This is a genomic window from Pseudomonas sp. 3HC3, from assembly GCF_044904505.1.
Lineage (GTDB): Bacteria > Pseudomonadota > Gammaproteobacteria > Pseudomonadales > Pseudomonadaceae > Aquipseudomonas > Aquipseudomonas putida_Y.
The window spans coordinates 102240-124402 of sequence record NZ_JADDRH010000001.1 but is presented as its reverse complement, the minus strand read 5'-3'; the positions used below and the strand labels follow the sequence as shown (position 1 = coordinate 124402).

Sequence of the window (22163 nt, the reverse complement as noted above, 5' to 3'; positions counted from 1 at the left end):
GAATAACCCCGCTTCCCGCATAGCTGCTATGGCGAACCTGCATGCCCGCCCTGCACACCAAACTGCGACTGGCGCCACAACTCGAATACCCGGTTACGCAACCAGCGGTGCTCGGCCGAGGCCTGCAGGCGCTGGTGCCACACAACCCAGTACCGCTGGCTGTGGTCGATGAAGCCCAGTGGTCGCCAGGCCAGGTCATGCAAACGGCTCAGTTGCCGGGCGATGTGCTCGGGGACCGTGGCCACGGCCTGACTGTTGGCAATCACTTGTACCGTGGCGCAGAAGAACGGCACTTCGAGGCTGACCCGCCGCTGCAGGCCTTGTGCACGCAAGTGCCGATCGATGAAGCTGTCCTTGTCGCCACCGCCCGAAATGCGCACATGCTTGTACGCCAGGTAGTCGGCCTGGCTGAGCGCGGCCTGCGCGGCCAGCGGGTGATCCTGGCGCATCAGGCATACCGCGCGGTCCTCACCCAACAGCCGTCCGTGCAGGTTGGGCGGCGACTCGTCGAACAAGGTGGTCGCCAGATCGATTTCGCCACTGGCCAGCAAGGCATACTGGCCGGCTTGCCAGGTGCGATACTCCAGCGATACGCCGGGCGCTTCGTGCTCCAGCGCAGTGACCAGCAACGGCAGCATGTGCTCGGCTACATAGTCCGAGGCCGCCAGGCAGAAGCGCCGCTCGCAGCGGGCCGGGTCGAATACGGCAGGTTGGCGCAGCGCGTGCAGTTCTTCGAGCACCTGGCGCAAAGGCTCGACCAGGGCTTCGGCGTGTTCGCTAAGCACATAACCACGCCCTTGGCGCACCAGCAACGGATCATCGAAGGCTTCGCGCAGGTGGGCCAGCTGCCGGCTCAGGGCCGATTGGCTGACGCCCAGGCGCTCGGCCGCGTGGCTGAGGTTTTTAAGCTGCAACAGGTGGTCGAGGGTGCGCAGGTGGGCGAGGCTGAGGGAGGCGAAGGTGGGGTTCATGCAGGCTCCCTGCGGTGAAATTCAAGGGCCTGTTCGCGGGCAAGCCCGCTCCCGCAGGGTTCTCACATCGTTCAGCATCGTGAAAAACCTGCGGGAGCGGGCTTGCCCCCAAAACAGGCCGCAACGCGGCCCGGACTGTTACTCGGTCAGGCCAACATAGACGTTCTGCACGTCATCGTTCTCGTCGATCGCTTCGAGGAACGCTTCAACCTCAGCCAGTGCTTCTGCACTCAGGCTGGCCGCGCTTACCGGGTTTTTAGGGGTGTAGCCGATCTTCGCCGAGGTCACGGTGAAGCCATGCTCCGGCAGGGCCTTCTGCACCGCGTCCAGGTCGGTGGTGTCGGTGATGAACAGGGTCGAGCCCTCTTCTTCACCTTCCTCGAAGTCCTGGGCACCGGCTTCGATCGCAGCCATTTCCGGATCAGCGTCAGCGCTCGCAGGCGTGGCTTCGATCAGGCCTACATGGTTGAAGTCCCACGCTACCGAACCGCTGGCACCCAGCTGGCCCTTGCGGAACAGCACGCGGATCTGCGCGACGGTGCGGTTGATGTTGTCGGTCAGGCACTCGACGATCAGCGGTACCTGGTGCGGTGCGAAACCTTCATAGCTCACCGCATGGTATTGCACGGCATCACCGTCCAGGCCTGCGCCCTTGCGGATTGCCCGATCCAGGGTCTCGCGGGTCATCGAAGCCTTCTTGGCTTGCACGATGGCCAGGCGCAGGCGCGGGTTCATGTCGGGATCGGCACCCGACTTGGCCGCGATCTGGATTTCCTTGGACAGCTTGCCCATGATCTTGCCTTTGGCATTGGCCGCTGTTTCTCTATGTTTGGCTTTCCACTGTGCGCCCATGTCGACTCTCTTGTTTCAGCGGCCGGTTCAGGAAGCGACCGGCCAAAAGTGGGTGCATTTTATACGCCCTCGAGCCTGGGATCGACAAGAAATCTCATCAGCCTTTATCGGCTTTGCCCGCCGCCGCGGCAAACCGCGCCAACCGCACATCCAGCCTTCGTGGGCGCACACCACGATCTTCGGCCTGCTCCTTGCGGCGGATGGCATTGCGCACCATCAGCGAGCCCAGGTAGCGGATCGGCTCGGGCGGGAACAGCCCCAGCGGCCCCTTGACCAGCGGCGACCGGGTCCACGGGTTGTCCAGCCCCAGCGCCAGCGACGAAAGAATCTGCCCGCCCATGTGGCACGGGCCAACGCCGCTGCCGGAGTAACCGAAGCCGTAGAACACGTTGCCCTGCCCGTCCAACCGGCCAAAGAATGGCAGGCCGGTCACCGAGCGATCCGACGGCCCGTTCCAGCTGGCCGCCAGTGGCACCTCGGCCAAGGCCGGGAAAAAGCCGCCAAGGCTTTCGCCCAGCAACCGCCGATACGGCGACGGCTGGTCGAAGACCGGCAACATGCGCCCGCCATAGGCAAACGTGTTGCCGCCCTTGCCGAGCATCAGCCGGCCATCGGAGGTGTTGTGGTAGTAGTGCACGAAAATACGCGAGTCGAGCACGCTGATCCCGCTGTCCAGGCCGATCTGGCGCAACAGTTCGGGGCACGGTTCGGTAATGACCATGTCGCTGGAAACGATCGCCACACTGCGCTCGAACTGCGGAAAGACGCGCGCCATCCAGGCATTGAGGCCCAGCACTACACGGTCGGCGCGCAGCGTGCCGTGGGCCGTGCGTACCTGCACCGGGGCACCGTGCTCCAGGCCGGTCATGGCGGTGCCTTCGTAGAGGCGCACGCCGCGCTGCAAGGCCACCCGGCGCAGACCGCGCACCAGTTTGCCCGGCTGCACGGTGGCGGCGGCCGGCGAGAACCAGCCCTCCAGGTGCCGTGCCGAACCGGCCAGGCGCTGCACCTGCTCCAGCGGCAAGCGGCGGAACGAGTTGATGCCCTTGTGCTCCAGCGCGGCGATCACCGCGTCGGTGGCACCGACCTGGGCTGCGTTGGTGGCCGTGTACAGCGTGCCGTCCAGGCGGAAGTCGCAGTCGATGCCATTGGCTGCGCAGAACACACCGATGTCTGTGATGCTGCGCTCCGACTCGCGCACCAGCCGCACCGCCTCCGCCCCCCCGAACAGGCGTTCGAGGGTGAAGTACTTGGCCGACCAGGACAACGCACAGCCCCCATTGCGGCCGCTGGCACCGGCACCGCAGATGTCGGCCTCGATCAGCACCACATCCAGGGCCGGTACCGCTTCCTTGAGCATCAGCGCCGTCCACAGACCGGTATAGCCACCGCCCACAATGCACACATCGCAACGGGTATCGCCTTGCAGCGGCGGGCATACCGCCTCCTGCGCCGAATCCAGGGCCTGTTGCAGCCAGAAGGGTCTCATTCGCTCGCTTTCCTTTAAGTACGCAGTGGCTTGATTGCCATGCTGGTGTTCGGTGCCACGTCGGTGCCTTGCGGGCTGATGGCCGGCCGGCTGTTCCAGTGCGGCAGCAACACCAGCGCCGAGAACAGCGCGCAGCCAGCGAACACGATGAACACCGTGACGCCGTCGAAATAACCTGGCAGCAGCCCGCCCAGCACCGCGCCCACCGACCCACAGCCGTTGACGAAACCTGCTGCGGTGGCGCCGGCCTTGGCGGTGCCGAAGTCAATGGCCGCCGCGCCGCTGATCATCGAGTCTGGCCCGTACAGGGTCAGGCCCATGACGAACAGCAAGGCCACCACCAGCAGCACGCTGCCGGTGTGCATGGCCGCCATGAACAACGCCAGTGTCACGGTCAGCAGCACCAGGCTGATCACGCAGGCCGGCATGCGCCGGGCGCCAAACAGTTTGTCCGAGGCCAGGCCGATCATGATCGGGCCAAGCAGCCCGGCCAGTTCGAAAGCGGTCGGGATGATTGCCGCGCCCACCTTGCCGACCGAGGGCATCTGCTCGAAGACGATCACAGGGCCCCACAGCAAAATGGCGTAGCGCGCCGGCTTCAGCAGGAAGTACGCCAGGCCCAGGGTCAACACCGTGCGGTTGCGCAGGATTTCCCGCAGTGGCGCCCACACGCTGCACAGGTTGTCGGCCGGGGCCATGCTTTGCGGCTCGGGCTCAACCGCCGGCAAGCCGACGTCCTCGGGTTTGTTGCGCTGCAGGAAGAAGAACAGCACCGCCACCAGCGCCACCACTACCGCGCTGGAGAAAAACGCCGCATGCCAGGTGCCGACCAGGGTGTAGGCCCACCATCCTGCGAACGGCGAGGCCACCAGGCCGCCGAAGGCATAGCAGGAACTCCACAGACCCAGCACCCGCCCGCGCTGCGAAGCCGGGAAGAAGCTGCCGATGTTCTTGCACAAGCCGGCCCAGCCGGTGGATTGCGCCAGCCCCTGTACCAGCATGCAGGTAGCGAAGATCGGGAAGGTTGCATAACTGCCCATCACGACTGCCGCCGCCGCAGAGATCAACAACCCGCCCAGCACCACCACGCGTGGGCCAAAGCGGTCGGCAAGCATGCCCCAGGTGAACTGGCCCACGGCATAGGCGGCCAGGTAGATGGCGTCCAGGTTGGCCATGGCGGCCTTGTCGAGCATGAAACCTGGGTCTTCGGCGATGCCCAGCTTGGCCACCGAGAAGGCTTTGCGGGTGAAATAGAAGGCGGCGTAAGCCAGCCAGGTGATGGCGAAAATCTGGATGCGCCAGCGTTTGAACGCGGCTAGGGAATGATTCATGTAAGTCTGACCTCTTGCTCAAGTGTGCCGGCAGAATGTGAAGAAACGCCTGTCTTGTTCTTGTGTTACGCACAGCGATGACGAGGCTGTCATCGGGTCAGGTGGCGCCGAGTAGGCACCATCGCCCTGGCGGCATTCGTGGTGCCAGCGTCGGGCTGAAATCCATGGAAACAGTTGCTGTAAGATAAATAAAATCGATTTATCGTATTACACACATAAGCCCAGCTTGTTACTGAGGTCGTCATGTCGGTTTCCCACGCCCAACTCAAGGCTTTCCACGCGGTGGCCGTGCACGGCAGCTTTACCCGCGCCGCCGAAAAGCTGTTTCTTACCCAGCCTGCGGTGTCCGACCAGGTGCGCAAACTGGAGGAGCGCTTCGGCGTATTGCTTTTCCACCGCAACAAACGCTCGGTGCAGCTCACCGACCTTGGCGAGCGGCTGCTGGGCATCAGCCAGCGCCTGTTCGCCTGCGAGGCCGAAGCCCAGGAGCTGCTGCATGACTCGCGTGCACTGCAGACCGGCAGCCTGGTGCTGGCAGTGGATGCGCCGGTGCACGTGCTGCCGCAGATCGCCCGCTTCTGCCAGCGCTATCCGGGGATCCAGGTGAAGATCGAAACCGGCAACACCGACGAATCGTTGGCGCGGCTGTTCAGCTATCAGGCCGACTTGGCCCTGCTGGGGCGGGATGTCGACGATGAGCGCCTGCATTGCCTGCCGCTGCGTCGTGACCCGATGGTGGCGTTCGTTTCCCACCACCACCCATGGGCCAGCCGCGGCTCGATCAGCTTGGCCGACCTGGACGACACGCCACTGGTGCTGCGCGAGCCCGGCTCGGTGACGCGGCAGACACTGGAAGAAGAAATGCAACGCGCCGGGTTGCGGATACGCGCAGCGATCCAGGTGGAGGGCCGGGAAGCGGCGCGTGAAGCAGTGGTGGTAGGGATTGGTGTGGGCGTGGTGTCGGCGGCGGAGTTTGGTGCCGATGCGCGGGTGTGTGCGTTGCCGATAGTGGATTGCCAGCGGCATTTGACCGAGACCCTGGTGTGCCTGAGCGAGCAGCGTACGCGCCGGGTGGTGGCGACTTTCCTGCAGATGGTCGAGGAAAGGGTATAGGCCTGTGCTGGCCTTTTCGCGGGCTCGCCCGCTCCCACAGGTCCTGCGCAGTATCCGCAATCTGTGATGAAGCTGTGGGAGCGGACGAGCCCGCGAAGGGGCCAGTTCAGGCAACCCAACTATGCTGGGATAACCTCAATCCGTGGGCACTCACCCATGCTCTACCGCCTTGCCGCCGACACCTTGGTGCTGCTGCACCTGGCCTTCATTCTGCTGGTGCTGTTCGGCGGCCTGCTGGTGCTGCGCTGGCGCCCTGCCCTGTTGCTGCACCTGCCGGCCCTGGCCTGGGGCCTGGGGGTGGAATGCCTGCATCTGGGCTGCCCGCTCACCACCTGGGAAAACCGCATGCGCAATGCCGCCGGTGACGCAGGTTACCGGGGCGGTTTCGTCGAGCACTACATCTGGCCACTGATCTACCCCGCCGGCCTCACCCCGCAGACCCAGCTGCTGCTGGGCACCCTCGTGCTGGTACTAAACCTCGGCATCTACGGCTACGTGGCCTGGTGCTGGCGCCGTCCTAGCGGGTAGCGATCACGAACAACCGCGGGAAGGGCAACAGGACCTTGCCATCAGAGGCTGGCGGGTAATCGCGCTGCATGGCCTGCAGGTACATCTGCAGGAAGTCAGCCTGCTCCTGCTCATCAAGCCTGGCCAGATAAGGCCGCAACGCCGAGCCCTTGAACCATTCCACCACCGCTTCGGCGCCCCCCATCAACGGGTGATGATAGGTGGTGCGCCAAACGTCCACCCGTGCGCACAGCGGGCTGAGCAAGTCATAGTAGAACGCCGCGTTGTGTCGTGGCGGCAGCTGCAAGTCGGCGAACTTCGCCGCCCAGGGGCCTTGGCTTGCGATTTCGCGCAACTGCCGGTGGGCCGGTTCGTCAAGGTTGTCCGGGGTCTGCACGGCCAGGCTGGCGCCTTCGCTGAGCTGGCGCACCAGGTGCGGATACAGCAAGGCGTGGTCAGGTACCCATTGCAGCGAAGCATTGGCCAGGATCAGGTCCTGCGGCTCGGGGGCAGTCCAGCCGGCAATGTCGGCAATGACCGTGCGCACACGCGGGATGCACAGCCGCTTGCGCTCACGGGCCTTGTCGATCATGTCCGGGTCGCTGTCCAGTGCCGTCACCTGGGCGTCGGGGTAACGTTGCAGCAGCACCTCGGTCGAGTTGCCGGGGCCGCACCCCAAGTCAGTGGCGTGGCGCACCGGCCGTGGCGGGATGGCGGCAATCAGGTCGCGTACAGCGCGCGTGCGTTCATCTTCGAACAGGGAATACTGGGTGGCGGACCAGGCCATGTGCGGCTCCTTTGGGCGGGCAATGTGTCTAGCATATGCCATCTGTCGCCCAGCGGGACGGTTGCGAAGGGATAACACCGGAACTGATCACCTATGCTTGAAGTCAGTCCTTCCATGCGCTCGCCCATGAAGACCTACATCGCCCTCGCCATCCTGGCCCTGATCGCCGCGGCCGCCCTGCTCGGTTCACCATGGATGAACCAGCGTTTCCACATGCCCGCAGAAAAAACCCAGGCCCAACAACGCGAAACGGCCGGGTCCCCAAGGGAGCCGGCCGTTTCCAGACGCGAGTAACGCTTAGTGCTGCTTGCTACCAGAGCGGATCTGGTGCACCACACCCATCGCCACCACGACCGCCGCAGCGATACCGGTGGAAATGACCAGGATCTGATAGTCAGGCATGAAGGCCATGGTGACCAGGGCAGCCACGATGAACGCGATCACCAGGTAGGTCAGCCACGGGAACAGCCACATCTTCAGGCGTACTTCCTTGCCTTGGGCAATCAGCTTGCGGCGCATGCGCAGTTGCGAGAAGGCGATGACCAGGTACACCAGCAGGGCGATCATGCCGGTGGTGTTCATCAGGGTGTCCAGCACGTCTTTCGGGCGCAGGGTCTCGCTGAAGTTGATCAACGCACACACCACGGCCACGGCGCACGAACCCATGATCGCGTACACCGGTACACCGGTACCGGCGCGGGTGATCTTGAAGAACGACGGCGCGTCGCCACGCTGGGCCAGGGAGAACAGCATGCGCGATGCGGTGTAGTGGCCAGAGATCAGGCAGCTGCTCACCGAAGTCAGCACCACGAAGTTCATCAGCAGCTCGGCATACGGCACGCCCAGCAGTTCCAGGGTACGGCGGTAAGCGCCATAGCCAGAAACACCCAGGTGCGGGTCGTTCCACGGTACCAGGCAGACGATCAGGAAGATCGAACCGACGTAGAACAGGCACACACGCCAGACCACCGAGTTGGTTGCCTTGACGATCTGCGCGGCCGGGTCCTTGGCTTCGGAAGCGGCGATGGTGACGATTTCGGCGCCGAGGAAGGCGAACATCACCCCGAGCAAGGCACCGATCACCGTGGTGATGCCATTGGGCATGAAGCCTTCGGCGGTGAGGTGACTGATGCCACGCACTTCACCGAACTGCCAGATGTTCATCACGGCAGCGGTACACACGATCAGGAAGCAGACGATCGCAATCACCTTGATCAAGGCGAACCAGAACTCGAACTCACCGTAGTGCTTGACGTTGAAGAAGTTGACGGTGATCAGCAACAGGGTCGTGGCCAGCACGAACACGTTGACGCTAACGTCGGGGAAGAAGCCATGCAGGATCTTGCCCGCCACATAGGCTTCCCAGGCCATGAGGATGACCCAATACCACCAGTACAGCCAGCCGATGGTAAAACCGGCCCAACGGCCAATGGCGCGGTCGGCGTAGGTTGAGAACGAGCCGGTGTCAGGCGAGGAAGTTGCCATTTCACCCAGCATGCGCATGATCAGCACCACCAGGATGCCGCCTGCCAGGTAGGCCAGGACAGCGGCTGGGCCGGCACTGTGGATCACGCTGCCGGAACCGACGAACAAGGCGCCGCCAATAACCCCGGCGATAGACATCATCGTCAGGTGGCGCGACTTCAGCGAGGCACTGAGCTTGCTCTCGTGCCCGCTTTTCGCGGTGGTGGTTGTGGATGTTGCGTCCATCAGTTGTGTACCCCGTGCTTCTTTTTATCCAAGGAAAACTGTGAAACCCCGATGGCTGGCGATTTCACCTGTACATCAGTGCTAATGCGGGCAGGATGGTGTGAACGAACACACGCAGACCTTCCATGGCGGCCTGCTGACGCGCCCCAGGGCGACTGCCTGAGGCGAACTGAACATGCTTTATGTGGCGATATCCGGCACCTAATGTAAAAATGTCCGACGCAGAGAGCCATGCACAGTGGCATGAATCTCGCACTGCACTGTATAGGTCGCCCATGCAGTACACCCTGCAGACGCCAGGCGATACGCACCCTGAAGGCCCCGAATGTTCGAATTACATCCAGACTCCTCTACCCCGCTGGTCAACCAGATCATCGATGGGCTGCGCGAGCTGATCGACAACCAAACCCTCAAGCCAGGCGCCAAGGTCCCGTCGATCCGCGCCTTTGCCGCAAGCTATTCGGTGAGTACCTTCACCGTGGTCGAAGCCTACGACCGCCTTGTCGCCCAAGGGCTGCTGGTGAGCCGTGGCAATGCGGGGTTCTTCGTCAACCGTGCGGCGGGCGACCTGTTGGAGCAGCACAACGCCGAGGCCGACACCAGTCGACCAATGTTCAACTCCGAGTGGTACCTGCAGCAGATCTTCGAAATCCGCCAGTTGCCTTACAAGCCGGGGTGCGGTTGGCTGCCCAACGACTGGATGTACGAAGACGGCCTGCGCCGCGGCCTGCGCCAGGTGGCCGGCAGCCCGCTGGAGTTGTCCGGGTACGGCGACCCCATGGGCCTGATGGAGCTGCGTGCGCTGACCGCCCAGAACCTGCAGCAAGAGCTGTCGATCGTCGCCAACCCGGCACAGCTGATGCTCACCCACGGCGCCAGCCAGGCCCTGGACCTGGCCGCACGCACACTGGTGCGCCCAGGCGATGTGGTGCTGGTGGACGACCCCGGCTACCCGAACCTCATGAGCATCCTGCGCACCCAAGGCGCAACCCTGGTAGGCGTGCCACGTACACCGGCCGGCTACGACCTGAACCAGCTGGAGCAATTGCTCACCCACCACCGCCCGACGGCGTTCTTCACCCAGCCGCACCTGCACAGCCCGACGTGCTCGCGCACCCCGCTGCCGCAGTTGCACCGCCTGCTGCAGCTTGCCAGCCAGCATGGCTTCCGCCTGGTGGAGAACAACCTGTACGCCGACATGGTCGCCGAGCCGCAGCCATGCCTGGCCAGCCTCGACCATCTGCAGCAGGTGGTGTACGTGGGCAGCTATTCCAAGAGCATTTCGCCCAACGTGCGGGTCGGCTACATGCTGGCCAACCCCGAGCTGATGCAAAAACTGCTGCACCTGAAGATGCGCTCAGGCCTGACCACCTCGCAGGTGATGGAGCGCGTGGTGTATGCGGCGATCATCGACGGGCGCTGGCGCAAGCACCTCAAGCGCCTGCGCCAGCGCCTGGCCGAGGCGCATCAGGAAGTTGGGCGGCATCTGCATCGATTGGGCTTCGAACTGTTCACCGAGTCGGATGAAGGCATGTACATCTGGACCCGCCACCCGGCGATTCCCGACAGTGCCGCGTTGCTGGACGATGCGCTGGAGAAAGGCATCATGCTAGGCCCTGGGCAGTTGTTCATGGTCGACGCCAAGGCGACCGGGTGGATGCGGTTCAACGTGGCGTTCAGTACGGACCCGGCGATGTGGGAGTTGTTGGAGAAGGTGCTGGTGAAGCATGTGCGGCGGGGCGGGATGTAAGGCCGCTCCACATCAGTTTTGGGCCACACCTTCCTGTGAGGGCCCGCTGTCCGCCTTGTTTGTTCCTTGATATCGAAGGTTCCCCGCTGCACCTCATCATTTCCAGCCATGCCTCCGGGGGAGGCTCGCGGGGCGCAATGGCAAGGTGAAATAACACCTGGCTTTTTTACCAGTAGCGCATGACGCTTGATTCAGATGACTCCATAACTAACCGGACAACAAAGGAATGGGGCCTCGCAAGGCATGCGAAGCACTGGTAGTCGAACGTGGGGGTTCAATCGCCGCGGGGGGTGAGCAAGAAGATCCACTATCTGGTCATTGGCAGTATTGGCAACGAGCAGTGGCTGCACAGCAGTTATGGCACGAAGATCAAGAAAGCAGTGGAAATCAGGGAAGCGGGTGCGAGCATTGCGATTGTAAGCGAGGCGCATTGGCAGCGTGCGGCGCTTGGTTGATGACCATGATGGCGTTCACCGCTTCTAAGCAGATCGATAGACCTCGCTACGCTCGCGCTTGCCAACCGATACCACCCACTACAACGATACGCTCGTCTTCGACGCGATAGACGAGGCCTTTGTGGGACATCGCCCAACCCCTTGGACTGCGCAGTCGCGCAGAAAACTCAGCGCGCAAGCGGTCCGCGTACCATGTGGGAGCGAGCCTTTGTGGGATTGGTAGTTGTGGCAAGACAGTGACACGCCTCAAGCCAAGAGCGCGTCCGGGAACTTGGATCCCATTCCTGGAAAAGGTATGCTGAGCAATAGCTAAACGCCACTACCCAGGCAGGCTTGGTGCCTGTCTTCAAGGACGAACCCTTTGCCCAGCCACCCGACCCGCCATACCATCGCCCGCCAGTGGCAACTGCTCAAGTTACTGCCCGGCCGCCACCCGGGAATGAGCTCCACCCAGTTGCAGGCTGCCCTGACAGCCGTGGGCCATACCACCAGCAAACGCACCGTCGAGCGCGACCTGGTCGAGCTTGCCGCACTGTTCCCGCTACAGTGCAACAGTAAAGGCATGCCTTATGGCTGGTACTGGCAACCGGGCTTGAGCCTGGGCGAAGCGCAGCAGCTGCAACCCGACACACTTGCGCCCCCGGCACACGTTGTACTGTATGCCTGGGTCGATGACGCGCTGGCCCGCCGCCTGGAACAGTCACCACTGTCCCTCGACATGCAACTGACGCCGCAGGCTAGCGGCGGTGCCGCGCTGGTGGCCACCGTCGACGACAACCGTGCGCTGATGGGCTGGCTACTGTCCCAGGCGGGTTCGATCCGCATCCAGGCCCCGCAGGCGCTGCGCGCGGCCATGATTGAACAATTGCGCCAGAGCCTGGCGCTGCATGATGGAGAGAGCTGTAAGCAATAACGCCAACGGCGTCAGTAGGTTCCGGGATACGCTACGGCATCGCCAAAACGCGACGCCTGAATGGCTCAGGTCGCTTTACCGCGGGTCACGACGTGCCAGCCAGGCATAAGCCAGGCCCAGTACGCTGGCCGCCAGAATGCCAAGCAGTATCATCAGCTCACGACTGTAACGGGCCACCATAGCCGGAAAACCGATGACCTCGCGGTACACCTGCACATGGGCCTCACCATCGGCATGGCTGATACTGACCCCACCATGGCGGATCTGCGAGTAGTCGGCATCGAAATACACCCACACCTTGCATGTGCCACCTGGCTCGATGGCCGGGATATCAACCTGGGCGGTGGGGGTTTCCAGCAGCGTGTCGTTGCCGGCAGCATCACGCACCTGCACCAGGCCCTTGGCTGGCAGGCGGATTTTCACCTGCCGAACCTGCGCATCACCACTGTTGTGCAGTTCGACCAGCAGGCCGGTACGGTGGTCGACCAGCCCGGCCTCGAAAGGCTTGGCGAACAGCTGAGCATAAGGTGCCTGCGCCATTTCGATGAGCCGCTCGACCTGATCATGGCCCAGCTGGCCTTGAACGATACCGTTGATTTGCCCCTGCAACTGCTCGTACTTCAGTTGCTCGCTGGCCTTGCTGATTCGCTCGCTGAACTGGCTGGGGTAAGTGAGGTAGGCATAGGTGAGTGACGCCTCAAGGCGTGGATTGCCCCTGAGTAACGCGTAGGCGGCCAACAGGACCATCAGGCCGATCAGCACGGCGACGAGAAGCTTCCCCACCTTGTCCCAGCTCAATGCATGCTTCCTTCTGTCGTGTTACAGACGATAAAAACCGCCCAAGGGTGCCAAGTTCGCGCCCCCCAGGCAAGCCTGGCTAGGCTTCGCCCTCGCCTTCGCGCGCCTGACGTATCTGCAGCAGCTGGCCGTCGATCAGTGACTTGGCCATCCCGGCCAGGTAGTACGTGGCCTTAATCATCACCTGGCGGTCGTCAGGCCTGTCGATGGCCTTGCGAGTGATTTCGGTGATGCAGCCCATGATGCCCGAAGCTTCCATCAGTGCGGTGCGTATTGGCAGCTGCGGTTTCATTTGCACCAGTTCGGCATCGCTATTGCCAAAGCGGCTCGCTGCACGCACGACAGAGGGCTTGCTGCTGTTTTTCAGCGTTTCGCTGTCCATGTCCATTCCTCAAGGTTAGGCGCGTGCAGAGGCTAGGCCGCTGCCTACCCCATTACAATGACAAAGGCGTGGAAACGGTCACTTTAGGAAATGGACTACAAGAATCCTGCACAGGGAGCGCCGAGCCACCGCTCAGCCCCTTGACCCGCCCCCGGCAGTGGCGGACGATCAACTTCCCCCACACAAGGACGAACACCATGCTGCGGATACTGGGAAGAGCCTCTTCCATCAATGTGCGAAAAGTCATGTGGGCCTGTGCCGAATTCGAGATCGCATTCGAACGCGAAGACTGGGGCTCTGGCTTCAAGGTCACTGACAGCGCCGAGTTCCTCGCGTTGAACCCCAACGCCATGATCCCGGTGATCCAGGACGGCGACTTCACCCTGTGGGAATCCAACAGCATCATCCGCTACCTGGCCAACCGCTACGGCGCCACCGCGTTCTATCCCGGCGAGGCTCAGGCGAGGGCCAGGATCGACCAGTGGATCGACTGGCAGGCCTCGGACCTGAACCGCTCATGGAGCTACGCGTTCATGTCGCTGGTCAGGCACTCACCCGCTCACCAGGACCCGCAAGCACTGGCTGCCGGTTGTGCCGAGTGGTCACGCTACATGCGCATCCTCGACCGCCAACTGGCCAGCACCGGTGCCTATGTGACCGGCAGCCAGTTCACCCTGGCCGACATCCCTATCGGCCTGTCGGTCAACCGCTGGTTCGAAACGCCGTTCGAGCACCCGCACCTGCCTGCTGTGCGCGATTATTACGAGCGACTCAGCGAGCGCCCTGCCTATCACTTGCATGGCCGAAACGGTACTCCGTAGTACCGCCAGGAAGTGTGTCGAGGGGCGCAAAGCGCCCCAAGGTTCCGGCCTGTTACAGCGCAACCTGCCGCGCAGCTACCCTCCCTCGCCCCCGCCAGGCAAACAGCAGCACCAACACCAGCCCCAGCGCCGCCATCGCAGCCCCCGCCAGGGAAATCGCCGGGTAGCCCAGCCCCGCGTTGATCACCGCGCCGCCCAGCGCCGCACCGATCGCATTGCCCAGGTTGAACGCGCCAATGTTCACCGCCGAGGCCAGGTTGGGTGCATCCTTGGCCGCTTCCATTACCCGCATTTGCAGCGGCGGCACCAGGGCAAAACTGGCCGCCCCCCAAACCAGGATCGCCAGGGCGGTCGGCAATGGCCAGTCCAGTACCAGCGGAAACACCAGCAGCACGGCAATCAGCCCAGCCAGTGACAGGATCAGGGTGCGATCGATCGAGCGGTCCGCCGCCTTGCCGCCCCACACGTTGCCCAAGGTCAGGCCGACACCGAACAGCACCAGCATGGCCGTCACGAAAGGGGTGGACGCCGCCGCTTCATGCTGCAGGATCGGCGCAATGTAGGTGAACACCGTGAACATGGCGCTGGAACCCACCACGGTCAGCAACAATGCCGCCAGAACCGGCCTGCGGCCCAGCACACGGATCTCGGCCATGGCACCCTCGCCCTTGGGCGACGCAACATTGGGCAGTGCGTACCAGAGTGTGGTCATCGCCACCAGGCCAAGCCCGGCAATACCCCAGAACGCCGTGCGCCAACCCAGCATTTCACCCAACCAGGTCGCCAACGGCACTCCGCCGATGGTGGCCAGTGTCAAACCCATGAACATTGCAGCCACGGCCCCGGCGCGCTTCTCGGGCGGCACCACACTGGCCGCGACGATCGAGCCGATGCCAAAGAAGGCGCCATGGTTGAGTGAAGTGACCACGCGGGCCACCAGCAGGCTGGCGTAGTCGCTGGCCAGGGCCGACATCAGGTTGCCCAAGGTGAAAATGGCCATCAGCCCGATCAACAGGTAACGGCGTGGGATTTTTACCGTGGCCAGGGTCATCAGCGGCGCGCCGATCAGCACGCCGATGGCATAGGCACTGACGAGCAGCCCGGCAGCAGGGATGGAAACGCCAAGGTCGGTAGCGATACTGGGCAACATGCCCATGGGGGCGAACTCTGTAACGCCGATGCCGAAGGCACCGATGGCGAGTGCGACAAGAGGTGGATTGATACGCATGGCAAGCTCCTTATCTATGCCGCAAATGCTACGATCCGTTTAAAATGCGCACTAGACTGCATTTTTGCGAACCACCTTTGCTTGAGAGGCACAAATGGACTTCAGTGGCAGATCCGGCGAGATGGAGATTTTTGCCAAGGTGGCGCAAGCGGGCAGCCTGTCTGCTGCCGCCCGAGCGCTAGGCCTGACGCCCTCGGCGGTCAGCCGCATTCTCGCCCGCACCGAACAGCGCCTGGGTACCCGCCTGCTACTGCGCACGACCCGGGCGCTCACCCTCACCCCCGAGGGAGAGGCCTACCTGCGCGGCGCACGGCGGGTGCTGGCGGACATGCTCGAAGTGGAAGAAGCCATCACTGACCAAGGCGTGCCACGCGGGCGCTTGCGGGTCAGCGCTGCGCTGGGCCATGCCCGGTTGACCGTAGTGCCGCTGCTGGCGGCCTTCAGCGCACGCTACCCGCAAGTGCTGGTTGACCTGACCCTCAGCGACGAGGTGGCCGACATTCTCAGCGGCCAGGCCGACGTGGCGCTGCGCTTCGGTCATCTGCCGGACAGCTCGTTGAGCGCCCGCGCCATTGGCGAGACCGGCCAGGTAGTGGTGGCCTCACCCGAATACCTGCAACGCTACGGTACCCCGCTTGCACCTGAAGACCTGGCCCGGCACAACTGCCTGCGCTTCAACTTCCGCCGCGCGATGCCCGACTGGCCGTTTCACCGCGACGGGCATACGTTCTCACTGAAGGTTAAAGGGAATATCGAATGCAGCAGTGGCGAGGCGCTGGCGCAACTGGCCAGGCTGGGCGCCGGCGTGGCGCGTATCGGCACCTTTACCGTGGCCGATGACCTGGCCAACGGGCAGCTGGTGCCGTTGCTGGAGGCTTACAACCCTGGTGATCGGGAACCGATTCATGCGGTGTTCGTCGGCGGCCCGGCGATGCCGGCGCGGGTGCGGGTGTTTGTGGACTTTCTGGTGGAGCAGCTATCTGGTGGCCAGTAGAGCCGGCCTCGTGTCGCGACAGGGCCGCCAATGCATGGCGGTTGCATCACTGGGCGGCAGAGCCGGTGCTGATGTGCAGCGACTGCAGCCTGATCTGACACCGATACCCCCCGTTAGGTTATCTTCGACGCTTCCCTGTACCGCCCGGGCCAGACCACCATGCGCATTGTCATTCCCGACGACTACCAAGATGTAATCCGTACGCTCGATTGCTTCGGCAAGCTGAGCGGGCATGCTGTCAGCGTCCTTCATGAGCACCCGCCTGCCACGCTGGAGCAACTTGCAGCACGTTTTGCCGATGCCGACGCCCTGGTACTCACCCGCGAACGCACACGCATCGACGCCGCCTTGCTCGACCGCCTGCCCCACCTCAAGCTGATCAGCCAGACCGGCAAGGTGTCCAGCCACCTCGACCTGGCTGCCTGCACCGCGCGTGGCATTGTCGTGACCGAGGGACGCGGATCGCCGGTAGCGCCTGCCGAACTGGCTTGGGCGCTGATCCTCAATGCCCGCCGGCAACTGGTGCCGGCCATTGATGCCTTCCGCCAAGGCCAATGGCAGGTCAACCTGGGCCAGGCGCTGGCCGGGCAGACGCTGGGCATCTGGGGCTATGGCAAGATCGGCCAGCGCCTGGCGCGTTATGCGCAGGCCTTCGACATGCCCGTGCTGGTGTGGGGCAGCGACAACAGCCGCGCCGCAGCCAAAGCCGATGGCCACGCTGCTGCCGCCTCGCGTGAGGCTTTTTTTGCCGAGGCGGATATTGTCAGCCTGAACCTGCGCCTTTCGGATCAGACACGCCATGGGGTGACCTTCGACGACCTGTCCCACATGAAGCCCGACGCCTTGCTGGTGAACGTCAGCCGCGCGGAACTGATTGCACCGGGCGCATTACTGCAGGCATTGGATGCCGGGCGGCCGGGCTACGCGGCGGTGGATGTTTATGAGGAAGAGCCGTTACTCGACCCGGCCCATCCACTGCTGCGCCACCCACGTGTACTCAGTACGCCCCACCTGGGGTATGTGGAGAAGAACGGCTACGAGCTGTACTTCGGTGACGCCTTCGACAATGTGCTGGCGTTTTTCGAAGGGGTGCCGAAGAACGTCGCCAACCCGCAAGCTTTGGCACTTCAACGCTTGAACCCAGTGCGGCCTTGAGGTTGCACTACCCAAGCAGGTGCAGCCCCAGCGTAAACACAGCCACGGCCAAGGCGACCAACGACACTCCATGACGTTCCAGATACGCGGGCCAACCGGCTGCTGACTGCGCCACGCATTTACATTGGCGCTCAGCCAGGCCGGTCAAGCGCGCCTCCACACTGTCCACACGGTCTGCCTGGGTGCTCGCTGCCAGCGCGAGCTTCTTCAGCGCCGTTGTCACCGTGATGGACAGCCCCTCCCGAGCCTGATTGCTGGCGGCCAGTTGCTGCTGGCACTGCTCAAGGTGCTTGCGAATCGCCCCTTCCTTCTGCACACGGGCCAGGGTAGTTGCCACGAGCTTTTTGTTCAGCGCCTCGATACTGGCCTGCAGTGCGTCATGCCCGGGGGCCTGCTGGGCCGACGCGTCTGCCTCATGCTGGGGCTCGTGCATCGTGTTCCCATTCGCCTCGGCAAGCGGAGTCAGGGTGCCGTGTTCATGTAGCTGGTTCATCAATCACTATCCGGATACTGCGGTAAGGGGCGAGAAGCTATCAAAATGACATTACCGGATCCACTGATCAGTCGCGCAATTGACGGCTTTCGTCAGAACGTGCGCGTACACTTGCCTTCATGCCACTCGCAGGAGCCGCTTCATGCCCTACCCCATTGAAGAAAAACTGGTCATCGGCGTTGCCTCGAGTGCGCTGTTCGACCTCTCCGTCTCCGATGACATCTACCAGACACAAGGTGTCGAGGCTTACCGCCAACACCAGGAGCAAAACCTGGACGAGCCGTTCCCCAGGGGGGTGGCGCTCCCGTTCATTCGCCGCTTCCTGAGCATCAACAAGGCGTTCCCCGACCAGTTGCCGGTGGAAGTAGTGCTGCTCTCGCGCAACTCGCCGGAAACTGGCCTGCGGGTGTTCCGCTCCATCAGCCACTATCAGTTGGACATCACCCGCGCGGCATTCATGTCGGGCCGCTCGCCCTACGAATACATCCCGGCGTTCAATGCCTCGTTGTTCCTCAGCGCCAACGAGGAAGATGTGCAAAAGGCCATCGACGCCAACTACCCTGCCGGGCGTGTACTGCCTACGCGCATCTACGATGATGAAATCGATACTGAGCTGCGGGTGGCCTTCGACTTCGATGGCGTGATTGCCGACGACGAGGCAGAGAGTGTTTACAAGCGCAACGACAACCTGGACGACTTTCAGGAACACGAGCGCATGCACAAGGGCACCCCGCATTCGCCGGGGCCACTGGCAGACCTTTACCGCAAACTATCGCGGATACGCATGCTGGAGGACCGCAAGCTGGCCGAGGACCCGACGTACCAGCGGATTCTGCGCATTGCCATCGTCACGGCGCGCAACGCGCCTTCGCATGAGCGAGTGGTGACGACCTTGAAGGATTGGGGCGTATCCCCGGATGAGTGCTTTTTTCTAGGCGGTATGGATAAACCCAGGGTGTTATCGATATTGAAGCCGCATGTGTTTTTCGACGACCAGCGCACGCACCTGCAATCGCCAGCGGGGAACCTGCCGATGGTGCATGTACCGTTTGGGGTGGCGAACAGAGTGCGCTCGCCTCAGGAACCCGACGTGAAGCAGGATCAACTGCCGATCAGCGCATCATCCTGCATGCCCTAAGGCGCAAACACCGGCGCTGTGCCACGCGCGGTTCGGGCGACCAAGGTGCATGCGCCCGTGCCGGGTACGCGCTTGCAACCCGGCCGAGAGGGCGCGGTCCATCGCGGGGTCAGCTTAGCGCGGGCCGCCACCCTGATGGCCACCAAAACCACCGCCGTGGCCACCCCCACCATGACCACCGTCACCTCCCGGCGGCATGAACATCCAGCAACCCGACAAGGCGGATACCAGCGCCGCCACCAAGGCTGCGCGCAAAAGGTTTTTCGACTTCATTGAAACGCTCCACAAGGCTAGATCTGCTGCCTGCCTTAGCTGATAGGGCAGCGGCAGGATTCTAGAGCTGCGGTGTGATGGCACAGGGAAACTTTGCATATCTTTACTGTCGACCCAGTGGCCGCAAACGCCACGCAGGGACCGCCAGAATGATCCTCCTTGACCCATGCCCACTCGCCGCCGCATGCTCGAACGCTTCCACCCACGCTCAAGGAACGATTGCATGAAGCTGGAAACGCTTGCCATCCATGCGGGCTTCAGCCCCGACCCGACCACCAAGGCGGTGGCCGTACCGATCTACCAGACCACCTCCTTTGCCTTCGATGACACCCAGCACGGCGCCGACCTGTTTGACCTGAAGGTTGCCGGCAACATCTACTCGCGCATCATGAACCCCACCAACGACGTGCTCGAGCAGCGCATGGCCGCCCTGGAAGGCGGGGTTGGCGCGCTGGCCGTAGCCTCGGGCATGGCGGCTATCACCTACGCCATCCAGACCGTCGCCGAAGCCGGCGACAATATCGTCTCGGTGGCCAAGCTGTACGGCGGCACCTACAACCTGCTGGCGCACACCCTGCCACGCATGGGTATCCACACCCGCTTCGCGGCCCATGACGATATCGCCGCCCTCGAAGCGCTGATCGATGCGCGTACCAAAGCAGTATTCTGCGAGTCCATCGGCAATCCCGCCGGCAATATCGTCGATATCACTGCGCTGGCCGAGGCCGCCCACCGCCACGGGGTGCCGCTGATCGTCGACAACACCGTGGCCACCCCGGTGCTGTGCCGGCCATTCGAGCACGGCGCCGACATCGTCGTGCACTCGCTGACCAAGTACATCGGCGGCCACGGCACCAGCATCGGCGGTATCGTCATCGACTCCGGCAAATTCCCCTGGGCCGAGAACAAGGAACGCTTCGCCCTGCTCAACACCCCCGACCCGTCCTACCACGGCGTCACCTACACCGAAGCCTTCGGCCCTGCCGCCTTCATCGGCCGCTGCCGTGTGGTGCCCTTGCGCAACACGGGCGCCGCGCTGTCGCCGTTCAATGCTTTCCTGATCCTGCAAGGCCTGGAAACCCTGGCCCTGCGCATGGAGCGCCATACCGAGAACGCGCTAAAGGTCGCCCATTACCTGCAAGCCCACGAGCAGGTGGCCTGGGTGAAGTTCGCCGGGCTGCCCGACCACCCCGAACATGAACTGGCCCAGCGCTACACCGGCGGCAAGCCGGCGTCGATCCTGTCGTTCGGTATCAAGGGTGGCCAGGCGGCTGGCGCGCGCTTCATCGACGCGTTGCAACTGGTGGTACGCCTGGTGAACATCGGCGACGCCAAGTCACTGGCCTGCCATCCCGCTTCCACTACTCATCGTCAGCTCAACGACGAGGAACTGGAGAAGGCCGGCGTGCCACGGGACATGGTGCGCCTGTCGATCGGCATCGAACACAGTGACGACATCATCGCCGACCTGGCCCAGGCCTTGGAGGCCAGCCGCGGCTGATTCCTCCGCGCCCAACCCAATGTCGAAGGCGGGCGCACCTTCATCAAGCCTGGATGCACCCGCAATGACCCTGTTTTACCTGAAACTCACCATCACCCCCCTGCTGATGTGGGCCATCTCCCTCGCCTCCCGGCGCTGGGGAGGCCTGCTAGGCGGTTTGCTGTCCGGCCTGCCGATCACCTCGGCGCTGGTGATGACCTTCCTGTGCCTGGAACAGGGCACGGCCTTCGCCCTGGGCGCATTGCCCGGCGCACTGGGCGGCCTGGCGGCGGTGCAGGCCACCTACACCGTCTACCTGCTGGCCACGCGCACACTCGGCATCGCCGTGGCCGTACTGCTGGCGTTGCTGTTCTATGGCCTGGCCGCCTATGCCTTTACCCACTGGGGCAGCCTGTACCTGTCGATTGCAGTGGCGTTGGTGCTGATCGGCGTGCTGATCCGCGCCAGCGGCCGCGAGCCCAAACCTGATACCTTGGCCCGTCCCCGGCACCGGCACTGGGAAATCCCGTTGCGCATGGTATCTGCCACTTCCCTGCTGATGATCACCACCAGCCTGGCCAGTTGGCTGGGCCCGGCGACCAGCGGGATGCTGGCGCCGATTCCGGTGATTGCCTGGCCGCTGGTGGTGTTCGCGCATGTGCAGGGCGGGCGAGCCGGGATGGCGGCGATGGTGCGGGGCAATGCGATCGGCGCGGTGGGGGTGATTGCGTTCTATCTGGTATTGGCGGGGCTGCTGGAAACGTGGGGCGTTGGCGTGACCATCGGGCTGGCCATGCTGTGCGCTGTGGTGCTGACCATTGGACTGGCCGCCTTGTTGCGACGGCGTTGATAGACCATTGGGCTGCTGCGCAGCCCATCGCAGGCACGCCAGCGCCTGCAGGGACCGAGCGGACTGCTCGCACCTGCGGCCTTAGTCGAACGCCCCGTTCAACACCTCATAGATGATCCCGGTCGCCACGGCGACCAGTATCAGGTCTGCGCCTGCCTGCATCCACTCATACCCGTCATAGTGAGGCAGCTGCCCCAGCAGACGGCCATCCAGTTTCTTGGCGATACCAGGTGGCAGGGGCTTGCCGCGGGCCAGGTTCTTCTGAATGCCTGGAGGCAATGCCGGGCCCGGACTCCAGTAGTTGCGGTGGCCACCGAGGATGCCCAGTACATCGCGACGGTCGATGGACGGGCCGCCGTGCCAGTTATTGCCGCCGGCGCTCTGCTTGTGGCCGCCCGAATTGCCCTGGCCCTGGGCATGCTGAGCCTGGCCCTTGCCGTGCCCCTGACCTTGGCCCTGGCCTTTGCCGTTACCCGGGTCGGCGAGCGCCGGGCCAGAGGCCAAGACCACCGCCAATGAGGTGACAATGGCAGTCATGATTGGTGATCTGGCCATGTGAGCATCCTTTGCGCGAGAGGTTGCCCCACACTATAGACGGTGCGCACGCCTGCTTCACTGGCAACAGCCTCAGCAGGGAGGCTGACAAGGCAGGCACGCTTCGGCCACAATCGGT

23 protein-coding genes and 1 pseudogene are annotated in these 22163 nt (G+C 63.4%); 12 read left to right on the top strand and 12 right to left on the bottom strand.

Translation table 11 applies throughout. The annotated features are described in order from the left end of the window. Window positions 1-26 precede the first annotated feature (26 nt). The 4 genes from INQ47_RS00845 to INQ47_RS00830 form a co-directional block, all read right to left on the bottom strand. A complete protein-coding gene (locus INQ47_RS00845) occupies window positions 27-971 on the bottom strand; it encodes a LysR family transcriptional regulator (protein WP_252459967.1) in 945 nt (314 codons plus the stop codon). A gap of 138 nt (window positions 972-1109) precedes the next feature. Further along, window positions 1110-1823: a YebC/PmpR family DNA-binding transcriptional regulator gene (locus INQ47_RS00840; protein ID WP_252459969.1), complete on the bottom strand. Its 714-nt coding sequence runs from the start codon at window positions 1821-1823 to the stop codon at window positions 1110-1112. A 97-nt stretch (window positions 1824-1920) separates the two neighbouring features. Beyond that, a complete protein-coding gene (locus INQ47_RS00835; protein ID WP_404700798.1) occupies window positions 1921-3312 on the bottom strand; it encodes an FAD-dependent oxidoreductase in 1392 nt (463 codons plus the stop codon). A 14-nt stretch (window positions 3313-3326) separates the two neighbouring features. Then, a complete protein-coding gene (locus INQ47_RS00830) occupies window positions 3327-4643 on the bottom strand; it encodes an MFS transporter (protein WP_404700797.1) in 1317 nt (438 codons plus the stop codon). Between the two features lie 243 nt (window positions 4644-4886). On the opposite strand from INQ47_RS00830, the gene INQ47_RS00825 reads away from it, so the two are divergent. Both INQ47_RS00825 and INQ47_RS00820 read left to right on the top strand, forming a co-directional pair. Further along, window positions 4887-5756, top strand: coding sequence for a LysR substrate-binding domain-containing protein (locus INQ47_RS00825; RefSeq protein WP_252459974.1), 870 nt, complete (start codon window positions 4887-4889; stop codon window positions 5754-5756). A gap of 156 nt (window positions 5757-5912) precedes the next feature. Beyond that, window positions 5913-6284: a DUF2784 domain-containing protein gene (locus INQ47_RS00820; protein ID WP_404700796.1), complete on the top strand. Its 372-nt coding sequence runs from the start codon at window positions 5913-5915 to the stop codon at window positions 6282-6284. On the opposite strand, the gene tam is transcribed toward INQ47_RS00820, so the two are convergent. Beyond that, complete coding sequence (gene tam / locus INQ47_RS00815; protein WP_021783153.1) at window positions 6274-7050, bottom strand: trans-aconitate 2-methyltransferase; 777 nt, start codon at window positions 7048-7050, stop codon at window positions 6274-6276. The two genes, INQ47_RS00820 and tam, sit on opposite strands and share 11 nt — an antisense overlap. A 114-nt stretch (window positions 7051-7164) precedes the next feature. Between tam and INQ47_RS00810 the strand changes: the two genes are divergently transcribed. Continuing rightward, complete coding sequence (locus INQ47_RS00810; protein WP_404701224.1) at window positions 7165-7344, top strand: hypothetical protein; 180 nt, start codon at window positions 7165-7167, stop codon at window positions 7342-7344. 3 nt (window positions 7345-7347) lie between these two features. Here the strand turns inward: INQ47_RS00810 and INQ47_RS00805 are convergent, their stop codons facing one another. Further along, window positions 7348-8760 carry an amino acid permease gene (locus INQ47_RS00805; protein ID WP_021783155.1) on the bottom strand — a complete coding sequence of 471 codons (1413 nt, stop codon included), beginning with the start codon at window positions 8758-8760 and terminating at the stop codon, window positions 7348-7350. A gap of 325 nt (window positions 8761-9085) precedes the next feature. On the opposite strand from INQ47_RS00805, the gene INQ47_RS00800 reads away from it, so the two are divergent. The 3 genes and pseudogenes from INQ47_RS00800 to INQ47_RS00790 all read left to right on the top strand — a co-directional run bounded on the left by INQ47_RS00800 (window position 9086) and on the right by INQ47_RS00790 (window position 11878). Next, window positions 9086-10510 (top strand): PLP-dependent aminotransferase family protein, encoded by a 1425-nt coding sequence (locus INQ47_RS00800; protein WP_252459977.1) that lies wholly within the window; start codon window positions 9086-9088, stop codon window positions 10508-10510. Between the two features lie 229 nt (window positions 10511-10739). Then, window positions 10740-10965, top strand: a pseudogene (locus INQ47_RS00795) (NAD-dependent DNA ligase); the annotation flags it as partial. Between the two features lie 361 nt (window positions 10966-11326). After that, complete coding sequence (locus tag INQ47_RS00790; protein ID WP_404700795.1) at window positions 11327-11878, top strand: WYL domain-containing protein; 552 nt, start codon at window positions 11327-11329, stop codon at window positions 11876-11878. Window positions 11879-11953: 75 nt separating this feature from the next. Here INQ47_RS00790 and INQ47_RS00785 read toward each other — a convergent pair whose 3' ends face one another. Next, on the bottom strand, window positions 11954-12676 hold the full coding sequence (locus tag INQ47_RS00785) for a hypothetical protein (RefSeq protein ID WP_404700794.1): 723 nt from the start codon (window positions 12674-12676) through the stop codon (window positions 11954-11956). 79 nt (window positions 12677-12755) lie between these two features. Continuing rightward, window positions 12756-13058, bottom strand: coding sequence for a DUF3077 domain-containing protein (locus INQ47_RS00780; protein WP_404700793.1), 303 nt, complete (start codon window positions 13056-13058; stop codon window positions 12756-12758). Window positions 13059-13255: 197 nt separating this feature from the next. Between INQ47_RS00780 and INQ47_RS00775 the strand changes: the two genes are divergently transcribed. After that, a complete protein-coding gene (locus INQ47_RS00775) occupies window positions 13256-13879 on the top strand; it encodes a glutathione S-transferase family protein (protein WP_404700792.1) in 624 nt (207 codons plus the stop codon). Window positions 13880-13931: 52 nt separating this feature from the next. Here INQ47_RS00775 and INQ47_RS00770 read toward each other — a convergent pair whose 3' ends face one another. Next, a complete protein-coding gene (locus INQ47_RS00770) occupies window positions 13932-15107 on the bottom strand; it encodes an MFS transporter (RefSeq protein WP_404700791.1) in 1176 nt (391 codons plus the stop codon). 94 nt (window positions 15108-15201) lie between these two features. Between INQ47_RS00770 and INQ47_RS00765 the strand changes: the two genes are divergently transcribed. Continuing rightward, on the top strand, window positions 15202-16101 hold the full coding sequence (locus INQ47_RS00765) for a LysR family transcriptional regulator (protein ID WP_404700790.1): 900 nt from the start codon (window positions 15202-15204) through the stop codon (window positions 16099-16101). Window positions 16102-16260: 159 nt separating this feature from the next. Further along, window positions 16261-17256: a D-2-hydroxyacid dehydrogenase family protein gene (locus tag INQ47_RS00760; protein ID WP_404700789.1), complete on the top strand. Its 996-nt coding sequence runs from the start codon at window positions 16261-16263 to the stop codon at window positions 17254-17256. A gap of 7 nt (window positions 17257-17263) precedes the next feature. Here INQ47_RS00760 and INQ47_RS00755 read toward each other — a convergent pair whose 3' ends face one another. Beyond that, a complete protein-coding gene (locus INQ47_RS00755; RefSeq protein WP_274144325.1) occupies window positions 17264-17749 on the bottom strand; it encodes a hypothetical protein in 486 nt (161 codons plus the stop codon). 142 nt (window positions 17750-17891) lie between these two features. Here INQ47_RS00755 and INQ47_RS00750 point away from each other — a divergent pair, with 142 nt between their 5' ends. Then, complete coding sequence (locus tag INQ47_RS00750; protein ID WP_004575390.1) at window positions 17892-18887, top strand: 5'-nucleotidase; 996 nt, start codon at window positions 17892-17894, stop codon at window positions 18885-18887. A 114-nt stretch (window positions 18888-19001) separates the two neighbouring features. Here the strand turns inward: INQ47_RS00750 and INQ47_RS00745 are convergent, their stop codons facing one another. Further along, window positions 19002-19160, bottom strand: coding sequence for a hypothetical protein (locus INQ47_RS00745; RefSeq protein WP_404700788.1), 159 nt, complete (start codon window positions 19158-19160; stop codon window positions 19002-19004). Window positions 19161-19383: 223 nt separating this feature from the next. Here INQ47_RS00745 and INQ47_RS00740 point away from each other — a divergent pair, with 223 nt between their 5' ends. Further along, complete coding sequence (locus INQ47_RS00740; RefSeq protein ID WP_252459989.1) at window positions 19384-20661, top strand: bifunctional O-acetylhomoserine aminocarboxypropyltransferase/cysteine synthase; 1278 nt, start codon at window positions 19384-19386, stop codon at window positions 20659-20661. Between the two features lie 64 nt (window positions 20662-20725). After that, window positions 20726-21490 carry a hypothetical protein gene (locus INQ47_RS00735; protein ID WP_252459991.1) on the top strand — a complete coding sequence of 255 codons (765 nt, stop codon included), beginning with the start codon at window positions 20726-20728 and terminating at the stop codon, window positions 21488-21490. Window positions 21491-21571: 81 nt separating this feature from the next. On the opposite strand, the gene INQ47_RS00730 is transcribed toward INQ47_RS00735, so the two are convergent. Then, window positions 21572-22045 carry an anti-virulence regulator CigR family protein gene (locus INQ47_RS00730; protein WP_404700787.1) on the bottom strand — a complete coding sequence of 158 codons (474 nt, stop codon included), beginning with the start codon at window positions 22043-22045 and terminating at the stop codon, window positions 21572-21574. Window positions 22046-22163: the final 118 nt, after the last annotated feature.